Annotated in this window: 16 protein-coding genes and 1 pseudogene; 5 read left to right on the forward strand and 12 right to left on the reverse strand. The window is 65.3% G+C overall.

Features of this window, described 5'->3' with window-relative positions:
* Positions 1-2: 2 nt before the first annotated feature.
* From IB256_RS22860 to ribBA, 3 genes are all read right to left on the reverse strand, one after another.
* Complete coding sequence (locus IB256_RS22860) at positions 3-953, reverse strand: ABC transporter permease (RefSeq protein WP_192289474.1); 951 nt, start codon at positions 951-953, stop codon at positions 3-5.
* A complete protein-coding gene (locus tag IB256_RS22865) occupies positions 938-1,963 on the reverse strand; it encodes a polyamine ABC transporter substrate-binding protein (protein ID WP_192224884.1) in 1,026 nt (341 codons plus the stop codon). Before IB256_RS22865 ends, IB256_RS22860 begins: the two co-directional genes overlap by 16 nt.
* 322 nt (positions 1,964-2,285) lie before the next feature.
* Positions 2,286-3,395: a bifunctional 3,4-dihydroxy-2-butanone-4-phosphate synthase/GTP cyclohydrolase II gene (ribBA, locus tag IB256_RS22870; RefSeq protein WP_081517805.1), complete on the reverse strand. Its 1,110-nt coding sequence runs from the start codon at positions 3,393-3,395 to the stop codon at positions 2,286-2,288.
* Between the two features lie 88 nt (positions 3,396-3,483).
* Between ribBA and IB256_RS22875 the strand changes: the two genes are divergently transcribed.
* A complete protein-coding gene (locus tag IB256_RS22875; protein ID WP_081517804.1) occupies positions 3,484-3,777 on the forward strand; it encodes a DUF1330 domain-containing protein in 294 nt (97 codons plus the stop codon).
* A 578-nt stretch (positions 3,778-4,355) separates the two neighbouring features.
* Here the strand turns inward: IB256_RS22875 and IB256_RS22880 are convergent.
* Positions 4,356-5,753, reverse strand: a complete 1,398-nt coding sequence (locus IB256_RS22880) for a purine-cytosine permease family protein (protein WP_081517803.1) — start codon at positions 5,751-5,753, stop codon at positions 4,356-4,358.
* Between the two features lie 334 nt (positions 5,754-6,087).
* On the opposite strand from IB256_RS22880, the gene IB256_RS22885 reads away from it, so the two are divergent.
* Positions 6,088-6,573 (forward strand): flavin reductase family protein, encoded by a 486-nt coding sequence (locus tag IB256_RS22885; RefSeq protein WP_151186231.1) that lies wholly within the window; start codon positions 6,088-6,090, stop codon positions 6,571-6,573.
* 276 nt (positions 6,574-6,849) lie between these two features.
* Here the strand turns inward: IB256_RS22885 and IB256_RS31035 are convergent, their stop codons facing one another.
* Positions 6,850-7,578: a methyl-accepting chemotaxis protein gene (locus IB256_RS31035; RefSeq protein ID WP_405306969.1), complete on the reverse strand. Its 729-nt coding sequence runs from the start codon at positions 7,576-7,578 to the stop codon at positions 6,850-6,852.
* A gap of 129 nt (positions 7,579-7,707) precedes the next feature.
* A pseudogene (locus IB256_RS31040) lies at positions 7,708-8,841 on the reverse strand (cache domain-containing protein); the annotation flags it as partial.
* Between the two features lie 157 nt (positions 8,842-8,998).
* Here IB256_RS31040 and IB256_RS22895 point away from each other — a divergent pair.
* The gene (locus IB256_RS22895; protein WP_192289481.1) at positions 8,999-10,042 is read left to right on the forward strand and encodes an LLM class flavin-dependent oxidoreductase; all 1,044 of its coding nucleotides are present in this window, start codon (positions 8,999-9,001) and stop codon (positions 10,040-10,042) included.
* 283 nt (positions 10,043-10,325) lie between these two features.
* Here IB256_RS22895 and IB256_RS22900 read toward each other — a convergent pair whose 3' ends face one another.
* From IB256_RS22900 to IB256_RS22910, 3 genes are all read right to left on the reverse strand, one after another.
* Positions 10,326-10,664 (reverse strand): DUF5713 family protein, encoded by a 339-nt coding sequence (locus IB256_RS22900; protein WP_192404163.1) that lies wholly within the window; start codon positions 10,662-10,664, stop codon positions 10,326-10,328.
* Between the two features lie 150 nt (positions 10,665-10,814).
* Positions 10,815-12,452, reverse strand: coding sequence for an MFS transporter (locus IB256_RS22905; protein WP_192289485.1), 1,638 nt, complete (start codon positions 12,450-12,452; stop codon positions 10,815-10,817).
* 126 nt (positions 12,453-12,578) lie between these two features.
* Entirely contained in the window at positions 12,579-14,243 is a 1,665-nt protein-coding gene (locus IB256_RS22910) for a GMC family oxidoreductase (protein WP_192404165.1), read from the reverse strand.
* Positions 14,244-14,367: 124 nt separating this feature from the next.
* Here IB256_RS22910 and IB256_RS22915 point away from each other — a divergent pair, with 124 nt between their 5' ends.
* Positions 14,368-15,273 (forward strand): LysR family transcriptional regulator, encoded by a 906-nt coding sequence (locus IB256_RS22915; protein WP_192404167.1) that lies wholly within the window; start codon positions 14,368-14,370, stop codon positions 15,271-15,273.
* A gap of 95 nt (positions 15,274-15,368) precedes the next feature.
* The gene (locus IB256_RS22920) at positions 15,369-16,097 is read left to right on the forward strand and encodes a WGR domain-containing protein (protein WP_192404169.1); all 729 of its coding nucleotides are present in this window, start codon (positions 15,369-15,371) and stop codon (positions 16,095-16,097) included.
* Between the two features lie 195 nt (positions 16,098-16,292).
* On the opposite strand, the gene eco is transcribed toward IB256_RS22920, so the two are convergent.
* The 3 genes from eco to IB256_RS22935 form a co-directional block, all read right to left on the reverse strand.
* The gene (eco, locus tag IB256_RS22925; RefSeq protein WP_192404171.1) at positions 16,293-16,775 is read right to left on the reverse strand and encodes a serine protease inhibitor ecotin; all 483 of its coding nucleotides are present in this window, start codon (positions 16,773-16,775) and stop codon (positions 16,293-16,295) included.
* A 109-nt stretch (positions 16,776-16,884) separates the two neighbouring features.
* The gene (locus IB256_RS22930) at positions 16,885-17,622 is read right to left on the reverse strand and encodes a tellurite resistance TerB family protein (RefSeq protein WP_192289495.1); all 738 of its coding nucleotides are present in this window, start codon (positions 17,620-17,622) and stop codon (positions 16,885-16,887) included.
* Positions 17,623-17,911: 289 nt separating this feature from the next.
* On the reverse strand, positions 17,912-18,634 hold the full coding sequence (locus IB256_RS22935) for a tellurite resistance TerB family protein (RefSeq protein WP_192289497.1): 723 nt from the start codon (positions 18,632-18,634) through the stop codon (positions 17,912-17,914).
* Between the last annotated feature and the right edge of the window lie 151 nt (positions 18,635-18,785).

Genomic DNA, 18,785 nt, shown 5'->3' on the forward strand with positions numbered 1-18,785 from the left:
GCTTACCTCGCGCTACTGGAAGCCACCGGGGATTCCGGTTGCAGCTTCAGGTAGAGGTAGAACAGCACCAGGGTGATGGCGATCAGCAGCGCGGCGGCGGCGCTGGCCAGACCCCAGTTGAGGAAGGATTGCACCTGCTGGACGATGAACTCCGGCAGCATCATGTTCTGTGCCCCGCCCAGCAGCGCCGGGGTGACGTAGTAACCCAGGGACATGACGAAGACCATCAGGCCGCCGGAGAACAGACCCGGCCGACACAGCGGGATGAATACCCGGAAGAAGTTGGTCCAGGGGCTGGCGCCGCAGATCGAGCCGGCCTGCAGCACCATCGGGTCGATGGCGGCCATGGTCGCCTGCAGCGGCAGCACGATGAACGGGATCATGATGTAGCTCATGCCGATCACCACGCCGGTGAGGTTGTGCACCAGTTCCAGCGGCTGGTCGATGATGCCCAGCGCCATCAGGGTCTTGTTGATCACCCCCGAGGCCTGCAGCAGCACCAGCCAGGAGTACGTGCGCGCCAGCAGGCTGGTCCACATCGACAGCAGCACGATGTTCAGCAGCATGCGCCCCCAGCCGCGCGGGACCAGGGTGATCGCCCAGGCCAGCGGGAAGCCCAGCAGCAGGCTGATCACGGTGACCAGCGCGCCGACCGCGAAGGTGTTGAACAGCACCCGCGAATAGGCCGAGTTGGCGAACAGTTGGGCATAGTTGTCCAGGCCCAGGGTCGGCTCCAGCACGCCGCGCAGCAGCAGGCCGATCAGCGGGGCGAGGAAGAACAGGCCGAGGAACAGCAGCGCCGGCAGCAGGTTGCGGAAACCCCGCCAGCGGTGGGTGAGCAGTTCATCCTGTCGCATGGGTTCTGCCTTCGGGGCCGGCGAGCCGGCGGCGCGCTTGGCGCCCCCGGAGGCCTGGCCCGGCTGCATCACAGCCATTTTCACTTGACCAGCCATTCGTTCCACCGTGCGGCGATCGCCGGGCCGTTCTTCGCCCAGTAGGCGTAGTCGAGGGTGATCTGCTCCTGCGCGTAGGCGGTGGGCAGATTCGGCGCAAGATCAGCCTTGAGCTGGCCGACGCTGTCCAGGTTCACCGGGGCGTAGGCAGTCAGGTTGGCGAAGTCGGCCTGGCCCTTGGCGCTGCTGGAGTTGGCCAGGAACTTCATCGCAGCATCCTTGTTCTTGGCGCCCTTGGGCACCACGAGGAAATCGGCCATGACCAGGTTCTGCTTCCAGCTCACGCCCACCGGCGCGCCGTCCTGCTGCAGGGCGTAGATGCGGCCGTTCCAGAACTGGCCGAGGGTCGCCTCGCCGGAGGCCAGCAGTTGCTGCGACTGAGCGCCGCCGCCCCACCAGACGATGTCCTTCTTGATGGTGTCGAGTTTCTTGAAGGCGCGGTCCAGGTCCAGCGGGTAGAGCTTGTCCTTGGCCACGCCGTCGGCCAGCAGGGCCAGCTCCAGCACGCCGGGGCTCGGCCACTTGTACAGCGCGCGCTTGCCCGGATAGGTGGCGGTGTCGAACAGCGCCGACCAGTCCTGCGGCTGCTTGCCGCCGACCTTGCCCTGGTTGTAGCCGAGCACGAAGGAGAAGTAGAAGGAGCCGACGCCGTGATCGGAGACGAAACGCGGGTCGATGCGGTCGCGCTTGATGGTGTTGAAGTCCAGGGGTTCCAGCAGGCCTTCGGCGGCAGCGCGCAGGGCGAAGTCGGCTTCGACGTCGACCACGTCCCACTGGACGTTGCCGCTCTCCACCATGGCCTTGAGCTTGCCGTAGTCGGTGGGGCCGTCCTGCACGACGGGGATGCCGGTGGACTGGCTGAAGGGTTCGGCCCAGGCCTGCTTCTGCGCATCCTGGGTAGTGCCACCCCAGCTGACGAAGCTGAGGCTGTCGGCGCCGAAGGCAGCGGTGCCGGTTGCGCCGAGGAATGCAGCGGTCAGGACCGCGATCGCACGTTTTTTGAACACCATCTTGCTTGCCCTCATTGTTGTGATTGTTCACGGCGCTCTTCGTGGAACGCCTGTCTGGAGCAGGTGGCCGTAGCGTCGTCAGGTTGCGATGGAGTGGCACGCTGACTGGCAGAAATTGCAAGGCCTACGGGATGTCATATTATGGTATTCCAAACTTTCCGCAAGTCCTCGGCGACACCGGCCATCGTGGCAGCGAAGCTTGGGCGGACACCGCGTCGTTCCTCGTTCTGCTCAGGTTATTGATTGGAAAGGAAATCTTTTTTCACACTCGCCGTGCTGAAATATTCTGGCGAAAAGCCAGCACAGCGAGCGGACGAACGGATCAGCCCTCGAAGGGCAACGTCTCCACCACTTCCAAGTCGTAACCGGTGAGCCCGGCATACTTCAGCGGCGCGCCCAGGTGGCGGATCTTGCCAACGCCGATGTCCTGCAGGATCTGCGCGCCGGTGCCGACTTCCGAATAGATGCGCGACTGCGAGCGGGTGAACTGTCGCGGCGCCTGGGTGAGCTGCGGCACGCGGGCCAGCAGCGCCTGGGAGGATTCGTTGTTGGCCAGCACCACGACCACGCCGTGACCGACCTCGGCGACCTTCTGCAGGGCAGCCCAGAGGGTCCAGTTCTTCGGCCCGGTGTACTCGGCGCCGACCAGGTCGCGCAGCGGATCGATCACGTGCACGCGCACCAGGGTTGGCTCGTCGCGCTTGATGTCGCCCATGACCATGGCCATGTGCACGCCGCCTTCGATGCGGTCCTCGTAGGTGACCAGGCGGAAGGTGCCGTGCACGGTGGGCAACTCGCTCTCGCCGATGCGCGCGACGGTGTGCTCGTTGCTCAGGCGGTAGTGGATCAGGTCGGCGATGGTGCCGATGCGGATGCCGTGCCGCTTGGCGAAGGCTTCCAGGTCAGGACGCCGGGCCATGCTGCCGTCGTCGTTCATGACTTCGACGATCACCGAGGCCGGGGTCAGCCCCGCCAGGCGCGCCAGGTCACAGCCCGCCTCGGTGTGGCCGGCGCGGGTCAGCACGCCGCCTTCGCGGGCGCGCAGGGGGAAGATGTGGCCGGGCTGCACCAGGTCCTCGGCGCGGGCGCCCGGCTGCACGGCGGTGATCACGGTGTGCGAGCGGTCGGCGGCGGAGATGCCGGTGGAAACGCCGGTGGCCGCCTCGATGGACACGGTGAAGGCAGTGGAATAGGCGCTGCCGTTGGCCGGCACCATCTGCTCCAGGCCCAGGCGGGCGCAGTGCTCATCGGTCAGCGTCAGGCAGATCAGCCCACGTGCCTCGCGGGCCATGAAGTTGATCGCCTCGGGCGTGCAGCGCTCGGCAGCGAGCAGCAGGTCGCCCTCGTTTTCACGGTCTTCGTCGTCGACCAGGAGCACCATCTTGCCCTGGCGGTAGTCTTCGATGATGTCTTCGATGCGGTCGAACGGCATGGTGCGGTACTCGGCTGGATCGTGGATGAAAAAATCTGGTATACCATAATACATTTCTTATCCGAAACAGCAGCAAGCAGAGGTGAACATGAAGGCTTACTGGATCGCTCACGTCGATATCACCGACCCGGAGCAATACAGCGAATACACCCGCCGCGCCCCGGCGGCCTTCGCCAGGTACGGCGGCAAGTTCCTCGCCCGCGGCGGACGCTCGGAGGCCCTGGAGGGGCGCCCTACTCCTCAGCGTAGCGTGGTGATCGAGTTCGATTCCTATGAGCAGGCGGTGGCCTGCTACCGCTCGGCGGAATACCAGGAAGCCTGCGCGCACCGGCAGGGCGTGGCGAAGGCGGATATCGTCATCGTCGAGGGGTTCGAGGGGTAAGGCCCCGGCCAAGGGCGAGCGGGATTGCCGTCGGCCCTGCCGACGGATCGCGGGCAAGGCCCGCTCCTACAGGTTTAGGCCGACTCTTCCGCCGTAGGTGCGGACTCCATTCGCGATGCTTTGACCTGGGTGTTCCAGCGCCGCTTCGGTGTGCGCGCGGACTTCTGGTTTCGCCCCCTCGGGCGAGTTACTTTTCCAAACGCCGAAAAGTAACCAAAAGGCTTGCCCCTGCCATCCGGCTTTTCGCTTCGCGAAAAGTACCCTCGGTTCCTCGGAGTTCCAGGGGCCCGCGTTGACGGGCCATCCCTGGCCCGACAACGCTCTCGCGACATCCATGTCGCTCAACCCCTGAAACTCCGATCACCTTCGGCCTCCTGAAAGGGGCACTTCGGCGCGCGTGGATGTTCCACTGGAAGCCATCAAAGCAAGAGCGTGCTCCCTGTAGGAGCGGGCCATGCCCGCGATCCGCCGGCAAGGCCGGCGTCGATTGACCACTCGGCGTGTCCTGAAAAATCCGGACAAAAAAAAGCCCCACCGAAACCCGGCAGGGCAGAGAGTGTAAAACCCAGGTCGAAACCTTATTCCGCGATCCCCAGCGCCACCGGCTGGCCGACTTCGCGGGCCTGGCCGCGGGTGGCCAGGCAGTAGTACAGCGGGACGGTCACCAGCAGGCCGACCAGCCACGACAGGTCCACCCCGTCGATGTAGTTGGCGTACGGGCCGACGAACAGCGAGGTATTGGCGAACGGCAGCTGCACGATGATGCCGATGAAGTAGGCAATGATCGCGTGCGGGTTGAAGCGCCCGTACACGCCGCCGTCACGACGGAAGATCGAGTTGATGTCGTAGCGGCCGCGCTTGATCAGGTAGAAGTCGATCAGGTTGATCGAGGCCCAGGGCACCAGCACGATCAGCATCGCCAGGATCAGGCCGATGAACTGCGAGATGAAATTGGCCGAGGCGCCCAGCGCCATCAGGCAGCTGCCCGCCAGCACCACCGAAGACAGCACCACGCGCACCCGCACGCTGGGCGTCCAGCTGCCGGCGAAGGTCTGGATCGAGGTGACGATGGAGAGCACAGCGCCGTAAAGATTCAGGGCGTTGTGGCTGATGATGTTGAGCAGGAACAGCAGCATCAGCACCGGGCCGAACATACCGGTGGCCTGCTTGACCGCGACCATCGCGTCGGTGCCCTCCGGGGTCGCCAGCACGGCGACGGCGCCGAAGCTGAACGACAGGCTGGTGCCCGCCACCGCGCCGGCGAAGGTCGCCAGGAACGGCTTGCCGATACCGACGCTGGCCGGCAGGTAGCGCGAGTAGTCCGAGGTGTAGGGCGCGAAGCTGATCTGCCAGATGATGCCCAGGCACAGGGTGGCCAGGAAGCCGGACAGGTTGAAGGCGCCGCGGGAGAGGAAGTTCGCCGGCAGGTCGCCGCCGAGCATGATGACGAAGCCCAGCAGCAGCGCGCCGCCCATCACCCAGGTGCCGATACGGTTGAGGGTGTGGATGAAGCGATAGCCGATCACGCCGATGGCGGTGGCACTGAGTGCGCCGAGGATGATCGCCACGGGCGTCGGGGTCGCCGGCACCAGGCCCTGGATCGACTTGCCCGCCAGGACGATGTTGGAAATGAAGAAGCCGACGTAGATCAGTGCGGTGAAGAACACGATCAGCAAGGCGCCGTAACGGCCGAACTGGCCCCGGCTCTGGACCATCTGCGGGATGCCCATCTGCGGGCCCTGCGCCGACGCCAGGGCGAGGAACACGCCGCCGAACATGTGGCCCAGGACAATGGCGATCAGGCCCCAGAGCAGGTCGAGATGGAACACCTGCACCGCCATCGCGCCGGTGACCACCGGTAGCGGTGCGATGTTGGTGCTGAACCACAGCGTGAACAGGTCACGGGAGCGCCCATGACGCTCGGCCGGCGGCACGTAATCGACGGTATGGTTCTCGATCAGTGGAGTATCGGACATCGTTTTTGCCTTGCTTATTGTCTTTGTAAGGTCTGGTCATCCGGCGCCCTGAATCGGGCAGAAACGGCGCTGCGGTGATGGAGGCAATATTATGGTATTCCAAATACCAGGCAAGGTATTTCTGAGTAACCGTTGGTCGAATGGTAGCCAGCGGGGTGTCTGGCGGACACTCACGCTATCGGCGAAAGCCCCGTATTCCGTAGCCTCCAGCCGACAGTCGGCCTTTCACCGTCCATCCATCGGGAAAAGAAAGGGCTTGCTTTCGAAGTATTACGGTATACCATCAGACGAAACGACCACTCCCGATGGCCGGCTCACAAGACAGGTACTCGCAATGATCGACCACGCTGCCTACAAACAAGTCATGGGCTCCTTCCCGTCCGGCGTCACCGTCATCACCACGATGGACGACGATGGCCAGGTGGTCGGCCTCACCGCAAGTGCCTTCAGTTCCCTGTCGATGGACCCGGCACTGGTGCTGTTCTGCCCCAACTACAGCTCCGATTCCTACCCGGTGCTGATCCGCCGCAAGCACTTCGCCATCCACCTGCTCTCCGCCGACCAGAAGGGCGAGGCCTATGCCTTCGCCAGCAAGGGCAAGGACAAGACCCAGGGCATCGAGTGGACCCTGAGCGAACGCGGCAACCCGTTGCTGGAGAACGCCACCGCCATCATCGAATGCGAGCTGTGGCGCGAATACGAAGGCGGTGACCACGCCATCCTGGTCGGCGCCGTGAAGAACCTGATCGTGCCGGACCAGCAGATCACCCCGATGATTTACTGCCGCGGAAAGATGGGCGCGCTGCAGGCTTTCGCCTGACCGCCTGATCTTTCGCCGTCCGGCGCAGGCCCCTTCTTGCGGGAGTGAGAAGGGGCTTTTCTTTTGTCTGTTGGCTGGTCCTGATGCGCCCTACCTTCGCCAGCGGCGGAGCCACCATGAGGCGCAAACGTAGGATGGCGTGGAGCGCAGCGATACCCATCGATCCGACGCGCCGATGAGCCCGGCGCAGCGCCAGGTAGGCCAGGCGCGCTCCTACAGGGAACCACCTTTCTCAGCCGCAAAAAAAGGGCCCGCATTCGCGAGCCCTTTTTCCCATCAGGTCCTGAACCGCGACACCAGGCGGTTCAGCTCGTCCGACAGCCCGCTCAGGGTCTGCGCATCGCCCCGCGTGGCGTCCGCCAGGCTAGCGACTTCCTGGGCGTCACGGTGGATCTGGCTGATGTGCCGGTTGATCTCCTCTGCCACCTGGTGCTGCTCCTCGGCGGCGGTGGCGATCTGGGCGTTCATGTCGCGGATCACGTCCACCGATTCGCGGATCGCCCCGAAGCAAGCGCGCGCCTCACGGATCGAACCGACAGTGCGCTGCGACGCCTCCAGGCTCGACTGCATCTGCCGCCCGGTGTCGTGGGTGCGGCGGGCCAGGGTGCCGAGCAGGTTGTCGATCTCGCCGGTGGACTCCGCCGTGCGCCGCGCCAGCGCGCGCACCTCGTCGGCCACCACGGCGAAACCACGACCCTGGTCGCCCGCCCGCGCCGCCTCGATGGCCGCGTTGAGTGCCAGCAGGTTGGTCTGCTCGGCGATGGAGCGGATGGTGCCGAGAATCGACTGGATGTCGTTGCTGTCCTGCTCCAGCTGACGCATGGCGTCGGCCGAGTGGGCAATCTCGTCGCTCAGACGACCCACGCTGTCCACCGCCTCGTCGATCTGCAGTTGGCCATCGTGGGCCTGGCGCTGGCCGCTGTCGGCGGATTCCGCCGCCTGGCTGCAGGAGCGCGCGACCTCGTTGGCGGTCATGACCATCTCGTTGAACGCGGTGGAGACCATGTCCACCGCCTCACGCTGACGCGCGGCGGTATCGGCCAGCGCCTGGGAGGTCTCGCGGCTGCTGCCCGAGCTCTGGTGGATACTGCCGGCGGCGGTGCCGATGCTCTGCACCAACCGGCGGATCGCATCGAGGAACTGGTTGAACCAGCCGGCCAGTTGCGCCGTCTCGTCGCGGCCACGCACGGCAAGACGGCCCGTGAGATCACCGTCACCCTGGGCAATGCCTTCCAGGCCTGCTGCCACGGCGCGCACCGGACGCACTACCAACCCGGCGAACAGCGAGCCGAGGCCGGCGAACACCAGCGCAATGATCACCGCCACCAGGGCGATGCCCCAGGTCAGGCGTGTCGCCTTGCTCATCACCTCGCTTTCCTTGATCAGCCCGACGAAGCGCCAGCCCAGGGTCTCGGACGGCCAGACGTTGGCGAGGTAGGGCTCGCCGCCGATAGTCACTTCCACCAGCCCTTTCTGCGCACTGGCCAGGCGCTGGAAATCGCCGCCCAGCTCGCCCAGCTGTTTGAAGTTGTTCTCCGGGCTGTGCGGGTCGACCAGGATGGTGCCGTCGCCTTCCATCAGCATCAGGTAGCCGGATTCGCCCAGGCGGATAGCCTTGACGATATCGGTCAGGCGCTTGAGCGAGACGTCGATATTGACCACCCCGCCCTGCGGGCCGAACTGGTTGGCGAAGGTCCGCACGCTGCTTACCAGCACCACCTTGTCCGCGGCCCAGTAGTAGGCCTTGGTGCGCAGGGTCTTGCCCGGCTGGGCCATGGCCGCCTGGTACCAGGGGCGGGTGCGCGGGTCGTAGTTGGCCAGCTTGGCGTCGCCCGGCCAGAAGCTGTAGCCGCCCTCGCGGGTGCCGAGGGAAACGTAGGCGTAATCCGTATGGCTCTGCGCCAGGCCGGTGAAGAGGTCGAAGACGCGCTTGTCCAGCTCCCCGGTCGGGTGCTGCGCGGCGTCGGCGCCGATGTACTGCTTGAGGCTGCTGTCGATGGCCGCCAGCTGCGGATGGCTGGCGAGGTATTCGACGTTCTGGGTGATGCCGTCGAAGAAGATCTGCATGGCGTTCTCGACCTGGCGGATCTCCCGGCTACTGCCGTCGATGAAGCTTTCCCGCGCCTCGCCGCGCAGGTTGAGGATCACCAGCACGGCGACGAGGATCACCGGCAGGCTGGCGATGGCGGAAAAGGCGAGGATCAGTTTTTGTTTGAGGTTCATCCCTACTCCCTTGGTCTGCTCGCGGCAGAAACGCCTTGCAGACATCCCGTATTATGGTATACCAATATGCAACGGATTCCCTAGCGCGGAAAACGGCCACTCATCCCGCCGCCGCGCCTGACCGCCGAAAAGCAGCGATGCGTGCCTGCGCATCTCCCGCCGGCTGCCGCGCCGGATACAAGAAAGGTTCGAGGTAAGCGATATGAAGTTTTCCCTGTTCGTGCACATGGAGCGCTACGACGACCAGCCCAGCCACCGCCAGCTGTTCGAAGAGCTCACCGAGCTGACGCTGATGGCCGAGGCCGGTGGCTTCTCCACCGTCTGGATCGGCGAACACCACGCCATGGAGTACACCATCTCGCCGAGCCCGATGCCGCTGCTGGCCTACCTCGCCGCGCGCACCCAAACCATCCGCCTGGGCGCCGGCACCATCATCGCGCCGTTCTGGCACCCCATCCGCGTGGCGGGCGAATGCGCCCTGCTCGACGTGATCAGCAACGGCCGCATGGAAGTGGGCCTGGCGCGCGGCGCCTACCAGTACGAGTTCGACCGCATGGCCAACGGCATGCCGGCCGGCGACGGCGGCAAGTACCTGCGCGAGATGGTCCCGGTGGTGAAGGCGCTGTGGCAGGGCGATGTCGCCCACGAAGGCGAGATCTGGAAGTTCCCCACCTCCACCTCCTCGCCGCGCCCGATCCAGAAGCCGACCCCGCCGATGTGGATCGCCGCCCGCGACCCGGATTCGCACAACTTCGCCGTGGCCAACGGCTGCAACGTGATGGTCACGCCGCTGATGAAGGGCGACGAGGAAGTCGTCGACCTGAAGAACAAGTTCGAGGCCGCCCTGGCCAACAACCCGGATGTGCCGCGCCCGCAACTGATGGTGCTGCGCCACACCCACGTGCATACCGCCGACGATCCGGAAGGCTGGAAGGTTGGCGCCGAGGCCATCTCGCGCTTCTACCGCACCTTCGACGCCTGGTTCGGCAACAAGCAGACCCCGGTCAACGGCCTGCTGCCGCCCAGCCCCGAGGAGAAGTTCAAGGAGCGCCCGGAGTTCGAACTGGAGAACATCCGCAAGAACACCATGATCGGCACCCCGGAAGAAATCATCGCGCGCATCCGCCACTACCAGGAACTGGGCGTGGACGAGTTCAGCTTCTGGGCCGACAACAGCCTGCCGTATGCGCAGAAGAAGAAGTCGCTGGAACTGTTCATCAAGCACGTGGTGCCGGCTTTCCGCTGATCGTCGCTGCTTGCCACAAAGGGCGCCTTCGGGCGCCTTTTGTTTTTCTTCTCGCACCCACCGATATCGGGAAAAACCTCGAACGTAGGATGGCGTGGAGCGCAGCGATACCCATCGACTCCGGCGCATCGACAGCATGGGTATCGCTGCGCTCCCCCCATCCTACAAGGTGCCTCCCTCCCTGCCCGCGAACTACCCAGCTCCTACAGGCGGATTCCGGCGCCCCAACGAAAAGGCCCGGCATCAAGCCGGGCCTTCGTCATTTCACGGAAGCTCGAACGAGCTACCACTCGCGCGGCGCGATCAGCTCCTCGATATCGGCATCGAATCCGTAAGCCTCGGCGATGAAGGCGACATCCCCGCCGATGCTGTCGCGCGCCGCCGTCTCGATCTCGCTGCCCTGGTCCTCGAACTCCTCGCCCAGTGCATTGAAGGCCAGGGTGGTTTCATGGGTCAGCGCGTACAGCGCCTCCAGGTCCGCCGGCGCCTGCGCCTCGATGGCCTCGCACAGCGCTACCAGCAACTGCTGCCCCTTGGCGACCAGCTGCGGCGGGAAGTAACTGTCGCGCACCATGTCGTCGAGGAAGGTGTACTGACTCAGCTTTTCGTTCCTGATGGCCATGATCGTATTCGCTCCTTGAGTGATCCGGCGGTGTACCGGGCACGGCATCCTAAGGCGAAGCCGCAACCGATGCCACGCAGGACTCCCGCGCTGGCGACAGAGATGAAAAAAGCCCGGCAACCAGCCGGGCCCTTTCACCTCAGCCGGGGATCAGTCGGCGTGGATGTCGTTGTCCTTGGTCTCCTTCAGGAACAGCAGCGAGCAGACCAGGCTCATCGCCGTGATCAGCACCGGGTACCACAGGCCGTAGAAGATGTTGCCGGTGTACACCACCAGCGCGAACGAGATGGTCGGCAACAGTCCGCCGAACCAGCCGTTGCCGATGTGGTACGGCAGCGACAGCGAGGTGTAGCGGATGCGCGTCGGGAACAGCTCGACCATCAGCGCCGCCAGCGGGCCGTAGCAGCAGGTAGCGATGAAGATCAGCGCGACGATGATCGCCACCACCATCGGCCGGTTCACCAGCGAGGAATCAGCCACGGTCGGATAGCCGGCGTCCTTCACCGCAGCGCCCAGCGCGGCGGCGTCGAAGCCCTCGAGGCGCTTCTCGCCCACCGTCACCACCAGCTCGCTGCCGGCCGGCGCGGCCACTGTGCTATAGGGCACGCCGCCCTTCACCAGCAGGGTCTTGGCCTTGTCGCAGGCGCTGTCGAATTTGGCCTTGCCCACCGGGTCGAACTGGAAGGTGCAGGTGGCCGGGTCCGCCATCACGGTGACCGGCGCCTGGCGCGTGGCCGCATCGATCTGCGGGTTGGCGTAGTGGGTCAGCGCCTGGAACAGCGGGAAGTACAGCACCGTGGCCAGCAACAGGCCGGTGATCAGTACCGGCTTGCGCCCGACCTTGTCCGACAGCCAGCCCATGACCACGAACAGCGGCGCGCCGATCACCAGGGAGATGATCAGCAACCCGTTGGACAACGCCGGGTCCACCTTCAGCACCTGGGTGAGGAAGAACATCACGTAGAACTGCGCCGCGTAGAAGGTCACCGCCTGGCCCGCGTTGATGCTGAACAGCGCGATCAGGACGATCTTCAGGTTGCCCCAGTGGGTGAAGGACTCCTTGAGCGGCGACTTGCTCACCTTGCCCTCGGCCTTCATCTTCAGGAACGCCGGCGACTCGTGCATCGACAGGCGAATCCAGGTGGAGATGCCCAGCAGCACGATGGAGATCAGGAACGGCAGGCGCCAGCCCCAGGTCTCGAACTCGGCGCCGGTGAGCTGGCGGCAACCCCAGATCACTACCAGCGAGAGCAGCAGGCCAGCGGTGGCGGTGCACTGGATCCAGCTGGTGTAGGCGCCGCGCTTGTGGTCCGGCGCGTGCTCGGCCACATAGATCGCCGCGCCGCCGTACTCACCGCCCAGCGCCAGGCCCTGCAGCAGGCGCAGCACGATGAGGATGATCGGCGCCGCCACGCCGATGGTGGCGTAGGCCGGCAGCAGGCCCACCGCAAAGGTCGACAGGCCCATCAGCAGGATGGTGACGAGGAAGGTGTACTTGCGCCCGATCATGTCCCCCAGGCGGCCGAACACCAGCGCGCCGAAGGGGCGGACGAGGAAGCCGGCGGCGAATGCCAGCAGGGCGAAGATGAAGGCGGTGGTGTCGTTGACCCCGGCGAAGAAGTGCTTGGCGATGATTGCCGCCAGCGACCCGTAGAGGAAGAAGTCGTACCACTCGAACACCGTGCCGAGCGACGAGGCGAAGATCACCTTGCGCTCGTCGCGACGCGAGGTCGCGGGCCGCTCATAGGAGCTGGTCTGTGTCGCACTCGTGATTGCTGGATCGGTCATTGCGGGCTCTCCCGCCCCTTCTGGGGGCTTTTGTTTTTGTCAGCCTCGACTGCCACGGTTTTCACACCGCGCGATACCGTTGATTTGCTACACGCCAAATAAAAAAGTGGGCAGACGGGATCGCCGTCACGCCACCGGAGCTTCCTCCTGTGTGTGCCCACTGGAAGGGATGACCTCCGCGCCACGCGCGGGTTCGCTCAAAATCATCTGCGCGGCCTTTTCCGCGATCACCAGCACCGGAGAGCAACTGTTGCCGGAGGTCAGGCTGGGCATGATCGAAGCATCGGCGATGCGCAGGCCGGGGATGCCGTGCACGCGCAGCTGGCTGTCCACCACCGCGCCCTCGTCCTGCCCCATGCGGCAGGTGCCGGCCGGGTGGAAAATGGTGGTGCCGATCTCAGCAGCGGCGCGGTGCAGGTCTTCCTCGGTCTGGTAATCCGGGCCGGGCTTGAACTCCACCGGCTGGTAGCGCGCCAGCGCCGGCGCGGAGGCAATGCGGCGGGTCAGGCGGATGGCGTCGGCGGCCACGCGCAGGTCCTGCGGGTGACTCAGGTAGTTGGGCTGGATCACCGGTTTGTCGCGCGGGTCCAGCGAACGCAGCGTCACCGAGCCACGGCTCAGCGGGCGCAGGTCGCACACCGAAGCGGTGAACGCCGGGAAGCTGTGCAGCGGCTCGCCGAAGCGCTCCAGCGACAGCGGCTGCACGTGGTACTCGAGATTGGCCGAACGCTGGCCGGGATCGGACTTGGCGAATGCGCCCAGCTGGCTCGGCGCCATGGACAGCGGGCCGCTGCGCTTGAACAGGTACTCCAGGCCCATGCCCATCTTGCCCCACAGCGTCGAGGCGATCTGGTTCAGCGAGGGCGCGCCGTTCATGCGGTAGATCAGGCGCAGCTGCAGGTGATCCTGCAGGTTGCCGCCGACGCCGGAAAGCTCATGGCGCACGCCGACACCGTGTTTCTCCAGCAGATCGCGCGGGCCGATGCCGGAGCGTTGCAGCAGCACCGGCGTGTTGATCGCACCGGCGCAGAGAATCACTTCACGCCGGGCCCGCAGCTCGCGTCGCGCACCCTGCCAGTTCACTTCCAGCCCGGCGGCGCGACCGTTCTCCAGCAACACGCGCAGGGCCTCCACGTTGGTCAGCACAGTGAGATTGGGGCGGTTGGCGATGGGTCGCAGGAAGGCCTTCGAGGCGTTCCAGCGCACGCCGGAACGCTGGTTCACCTGGAAGTAGCCGCAGCCTTCGTTGTCGCCGCCGTTGAAGTCGTCCACCGGGCGCACGCCAGACTGCGCTGCCGCCTCGCGGAAGGCATCGAGGATGGTCCACGACAGCCGCTGCTTCTCGACCCGCCATTCGCCGCCCGAGCCGTGCAGCTCGCTCGACCCGCCGAAGTGGTCCTCCATCTTCATGAACAGCGGCAGCAGGTCATTCCAGCCCCAGCCGGCGTTGCCCTCGGCGGCCCAGCCGTCGTAGTCCAGTGCCTGGCCACGCATGTAGATCATGCCGTTGATCGAGGAGCAACCGCCCAGGGTGCGCCCGCGCGGGTACTTGATGGCGCGGCCGTTCAGGCCCGGCACCGTCTCGGTGTCGAAACACCAGTCAGTGCGCGGGTTACCGATGCAGTAGAGGTAACCGACGGGAATGTGGATCCAGGGATAGTTGTCCGGGCCGCCGGCTTCGAGCAGCAGCACGCGGTTGGCAGAGTCGGCGGACAGACGATTGGCCAGCAGGCAACCGGCAGGGCCCGCGCCGACGATCAGGTAGTCATAAGCATCCAGTGCCTGGGGCATGGAGAAGTCCCTCGTCGTGCTTGTTCTTTTTATCTGAGGACCGAGCCTAGTCGTTCGTTCGTGATAAAAGAACAGTCGTTTCGAGTCAGCTGCTGTGCGTTTTCTAACAACAAGGACTGCCGAGATGTTCGACTGGAATGACCTGCGCTATTTCCTGGAGCTGCACCGCAGCGGGCGTCTGCTGACCACTGCCAAGCGCCTGGGCACCACCCACGCCACGGTGGCGCGGCATATCGAGAGCATCGAGCGCGACTTGGGCACCCAGCTGTTCGCCCAGCACACCGGCGGCTACCAGCTCACCCCGGCCGGCCAGGCACTGCTCAAGCACGCCGAGGCCATGGAGAACACCGCCCTCCTCGCCCAGGAGGAAATGAGCCAGGCCATCTCGCCGCTGGGGCAGATCCGCATCGGCGTCACCGAAGGCCTGGGCACCATGTTTCTCGCCCCGCGCCTGGGCGAACTGATGCAGCGCTACCCCGGCCTGGAAGTGGAACTGGTGTCGGTGCCGCGCTTCGTCAGCATCACCAACCGCGAGGCGGACATCGCCATCACCCTGGAACGCCCGAGCGCCGACCTGGTGATCAGCCGCCGCCTGACGAGCTACCGCCTGAGCCTGTTCGCCAGCCCCGCCTACCTGGAAAACGCCCCGCCCCTGCGCGACCGCGAAGACCTCAGCCGCCACCCGTGGATCGGCTACGTCGACGACCTGCTGTTCAGCCAGGAACTGCTGTTCCACCACAGCTTCTGCCGCCACCCGCAGGTAGTGTTCCGCAGCACCAGCGTGGTCGCCCAGCAACAGGCCGCCCAGGCCGGCATCGGCATCGCCATCCTCCCGCAGTACATGGGCCTGCACGACCCGCGGCTGGTGCCGGTGCTGCCGGAAGAATTCATCGAACGGGAATACTGGATGTGTACCCGGCGCGAACTGCACCGCTCGGTGCGGCTGCGACTGGTGTGGGATTTCCTGGTGGAAGTCTGCGGGCGCGAACAGGGAATACTGGTGGGCGGTAAACCCGGAGTGAATGCGTAGGGCGGATAACCCCCTGGGGCGTTATCCGCCCTACATGCTCGACCATTCAGCCGGGAATTCAGATAATTCCCACCTGCAAACCAACTGAGGTCAGGATGAAGGCGTCACTGAAGTTCACGGAAGAAAAAGCGGACAAGTTCTGGCGCATCGAAACGCTGGGCTCGGAATTGCTGGTCAACTACGGCAAGAGCAGCACCAGCGGGCGCAACCAGATCAAGGAATTCACCTCCCCTGAAGCGTGCGAAGCGCAGGCTCGGAAGCTCATCCAGGGCAAGATGAAGAAAGGCTATGTCGACTTCCCCTTCGACTACGACAGCCACCGTTATTTCGACGACGAGGAAGTCGGGCTGCATCGCCTGACCTCGCACCCGCGCTTCGTTACCCACTTCGCCGATGACGTCTACTTCGACTGCTGCGATGAAGACGCGCCCTTCGGCAGCGACGAAGGCAGCGATGCCCTCAGCGAGCTTGCCGGTTTCATCCGCCCCCAGAAGAACCCGAACGTCGCGGACTTCCCCCGATGGCTGATCGAAACCCAGTGGGGAATGACCTTCATCGAGCCCGTTTCGATCGATATCGAAGACGCACTCAAGCCGGAAAACAAAGAACTTGAACCGGACATCTACCAGAGCTGCCACGTCGTCATTGCCGCCGCATTCGGGCAAATGAAGATCACCGGCAGCATGGACGCCTCGCTGAAAGCCTCCGCCATGGCGGCCATCGCGTGCCTCGACAGGATGGGCGTGCATCTGGGATGGGGCGACGGCAAGCCTTCGGTCATCCTCGCTCAGTTGAGAAAGGACCTCGCTGCATTCGTCCAGTAAAAGCCTCCCCGTAGTCGTGCCCCTGCAGGAGCGTGCCATGCGCGCGATCCGTCGGCAGGGCCGATGGTCGATCCGAACGCCACTCCCCCCGTCAAAGCGGGTGAAGCGAGTCGCGACTGTCCTTCCGGACACTGTCTGGATCCAACCACGCGTACTCGCGCGATCGCGGGCAGGCCCACCCCTGTCGGGAGCGGATTACTCCGCGCGAGCCTTCTCGACCTTCTCGGAGGCCGACCACAGGCGATAGCGCACTTCGACGTCTTTCGGCGCGTAGATCACAATGGGCAGCTTGCTGTTGTAGCGCAGCACGAAGCCGTCACCGACCACCGGGACGAAGTCCTGGCGGGTCTTGCCATCCGGGCAGGCCATCAGGGTGCTGGCCGGGCCACTGACCTTGTCCAGGCGGTAGTAGGAGTAGCCCCAGCCTTCCAGGGTTTTCTCTTCCAGGGTGCCGCCCAGGCGCTGGCGGTTGCAGTCGACGGTCAGCGTCTTGCCGGCGAGGATCTCGACCTTGAAGTTCTCTTCCTGCGCCTCCCTGGGCAGATGGATGACCTGACGCACAAAGCCGTCCTCGGCCTTGGGATAAGGCGCGACGTCTTCCAGCTTGGCGGCGTTGGCGAAGGTGGCGGTGGCGCTGAGCAGCAGCGCGGTGGGAAGGGTGAATCGTACGAACGGCATGAAGCCTCCTTGCAGAAATGAAGAACGAACGCACCGCGTGGGTGCGTTCGTCCGAGCGCTCTGACCGTTAAATTGTACGAACGCTCCTACAGCCGTGCGCTGAGTTGTATCAAGCTACTTCACCGCCGGCCTTGGCCTGCTGCTCCAGGTGGGCCTGGAGTTCCGGGGCGAGGTTGAGGTGGTAGGCGAGTTCGTCCAGGTAGGTGCGCTCGGTGCCCTGCTGGTCGTCCACCAGCATCACGCTGACCAGGTACATCTCCGCAGCCACGGCCGGGTCGCCCTGGGCGGATTCGGCGACTTCGGCAGCGTCCAGCGGCTTGCGCACCTCAGCATCCAGCCAGTCCTGCAGCTCCGGCTCATCGGTGTGGCGGGCGATTTCGGCCTGGATGGCGGTTTTTTCCTTTTCATCGATGCGCCCGTCGGCCTTGGCCGCGGCGATCATGGCACGCAGGATCGCATGGCTATGAGCCTCGGCCTCCGGGCCGGAGAGCTGGTCCACGGTCATCAGCGACTGCTGCTGAGGAGCCGCGGCCGGGTGCTGGCGCTGGTAATTCTGATAAGCCTGGAAGGCCATCATGCCCAGCGACGCGAGCATGGCGTAGTTGATACCGCCGCTGCTGCCCGTGCGGCCTTGCGGCGCGCCACCGCTGTTCATGCCGCCGCCGAGCATGCCGCCCAGTACGTCGCCCAGGCCGCCGAGCCCGCCACCGGCGCCGCCGGAGGAGCCGCCCAGCAACCCACCCAGCAACCCGCCGAGGCCACCCAGGCCTCCCGCGCCGCCGCCCTGTTGTCCCGATGCGCCTTGGCTGCCGCGCAGCAGTTGTTCCAGTAGATCTGCAGTGTTCATGGAGTGACCCTCGCCGGCTTGCGTGGCGCGCCGGGCGGCGTCGCCAACCTGTTGCAGCAATGAGCTCTGACCTGCCTTGAGCAGTTGATCGAAAAGAGAACCAGCATTCATGAGATGACAACTCTCGCTATGCGTTGGGCAACGATAGTCCCGCCACACCGATGCGCCAGCGCCGTTCGCCGGCCGGGTGTCAGGGCGGGACACCCGGGGCGAAGCCTGCCGCCGCGAGAGATTGCCAGCCAGGCGATTGCCGCCCGGCGCCGACTTCAGCCGGCGATTGCGAGGAAGGTCACGCGGGCACGGCGTCCAGCGCCTTCTGCGCCTGGGCTTCCAGCTCGACCTTGAGGCCGGCGTCGAGGCTCAGCTGGCGGGCCAGCTCGTCAAGGTAGGCGCGCTCCATGTAGCTGGTCTCGTCGACCATCAGCAGGCTGGCCAGGTACATCTCGGCCGCCATTTCCTCGCTGGTGGCGGCGCGGGCGACTTCGGCCGGGTCCAGCGGCTTCGCCAGCTCGCGCTCGAGCCAGCCCTGCAGCTCGACGTCGCCGGTGAGCTTGGCGATTTCGCCGTCGATCAGCTGGCGTTCGCGATCATCGATATGCCCGTCGGCCTTCGCGGCGGCGACGATGGCCCGCAGGATGGCGTGGCTGTGCTGCTCAGCCTGCGCCGGTGGCAGGCGGTCGACGGTCTGCGGCTCGCCGCGCGGGGCACTGGCCTGCTTCTGCTGCCAGTTGCCATAGGCCTTGTAGGCAAGCACGCCAAGCGCCGCGAGGCCGCCATAGGTGACGACGTTGCCGCCGATCTTGCGCGCCTTCTTGCTGCCCATCAGCAGGCCCAGCGCGCCCGCCGCCAGGGCGCCGCCACCGGCGCCGGAGAGCAGGCTGCCCAGATCAAGGCCGCCGCCCTTGCCGGACGAAGAGGACTGCTGAGCACCGTCCTGCCGGGCCACGCCCTTGTTCTGCAGGAGGTCCTGGCCGGATCTGAGGAGTTGGTCGAGCAGGCCGCGAGTGTTCATGGCGATCTCCACTGTCTATCGAAAATTGTGGATTCCGACTCTAGTCCAGCGCACGGTCGGGACGCAGCGACAGTGTGCTTCCGGATATTGCGGGCCAATGCCGGCGGGTCCGCAGCGCAAATAGGCCGCTTTCATTCGATTTAAAAGAATG

It is taken from the genome of Pseudomonas sp. PDM17 (assembly GCF_014851985.1).
Taxonomy (GTDB): domain Bacteria; phylum Pseudomonadota; class Gammaproteobacteria; order Pseudomonadales; family Pseudomonadaceae; genus Pseudomonas.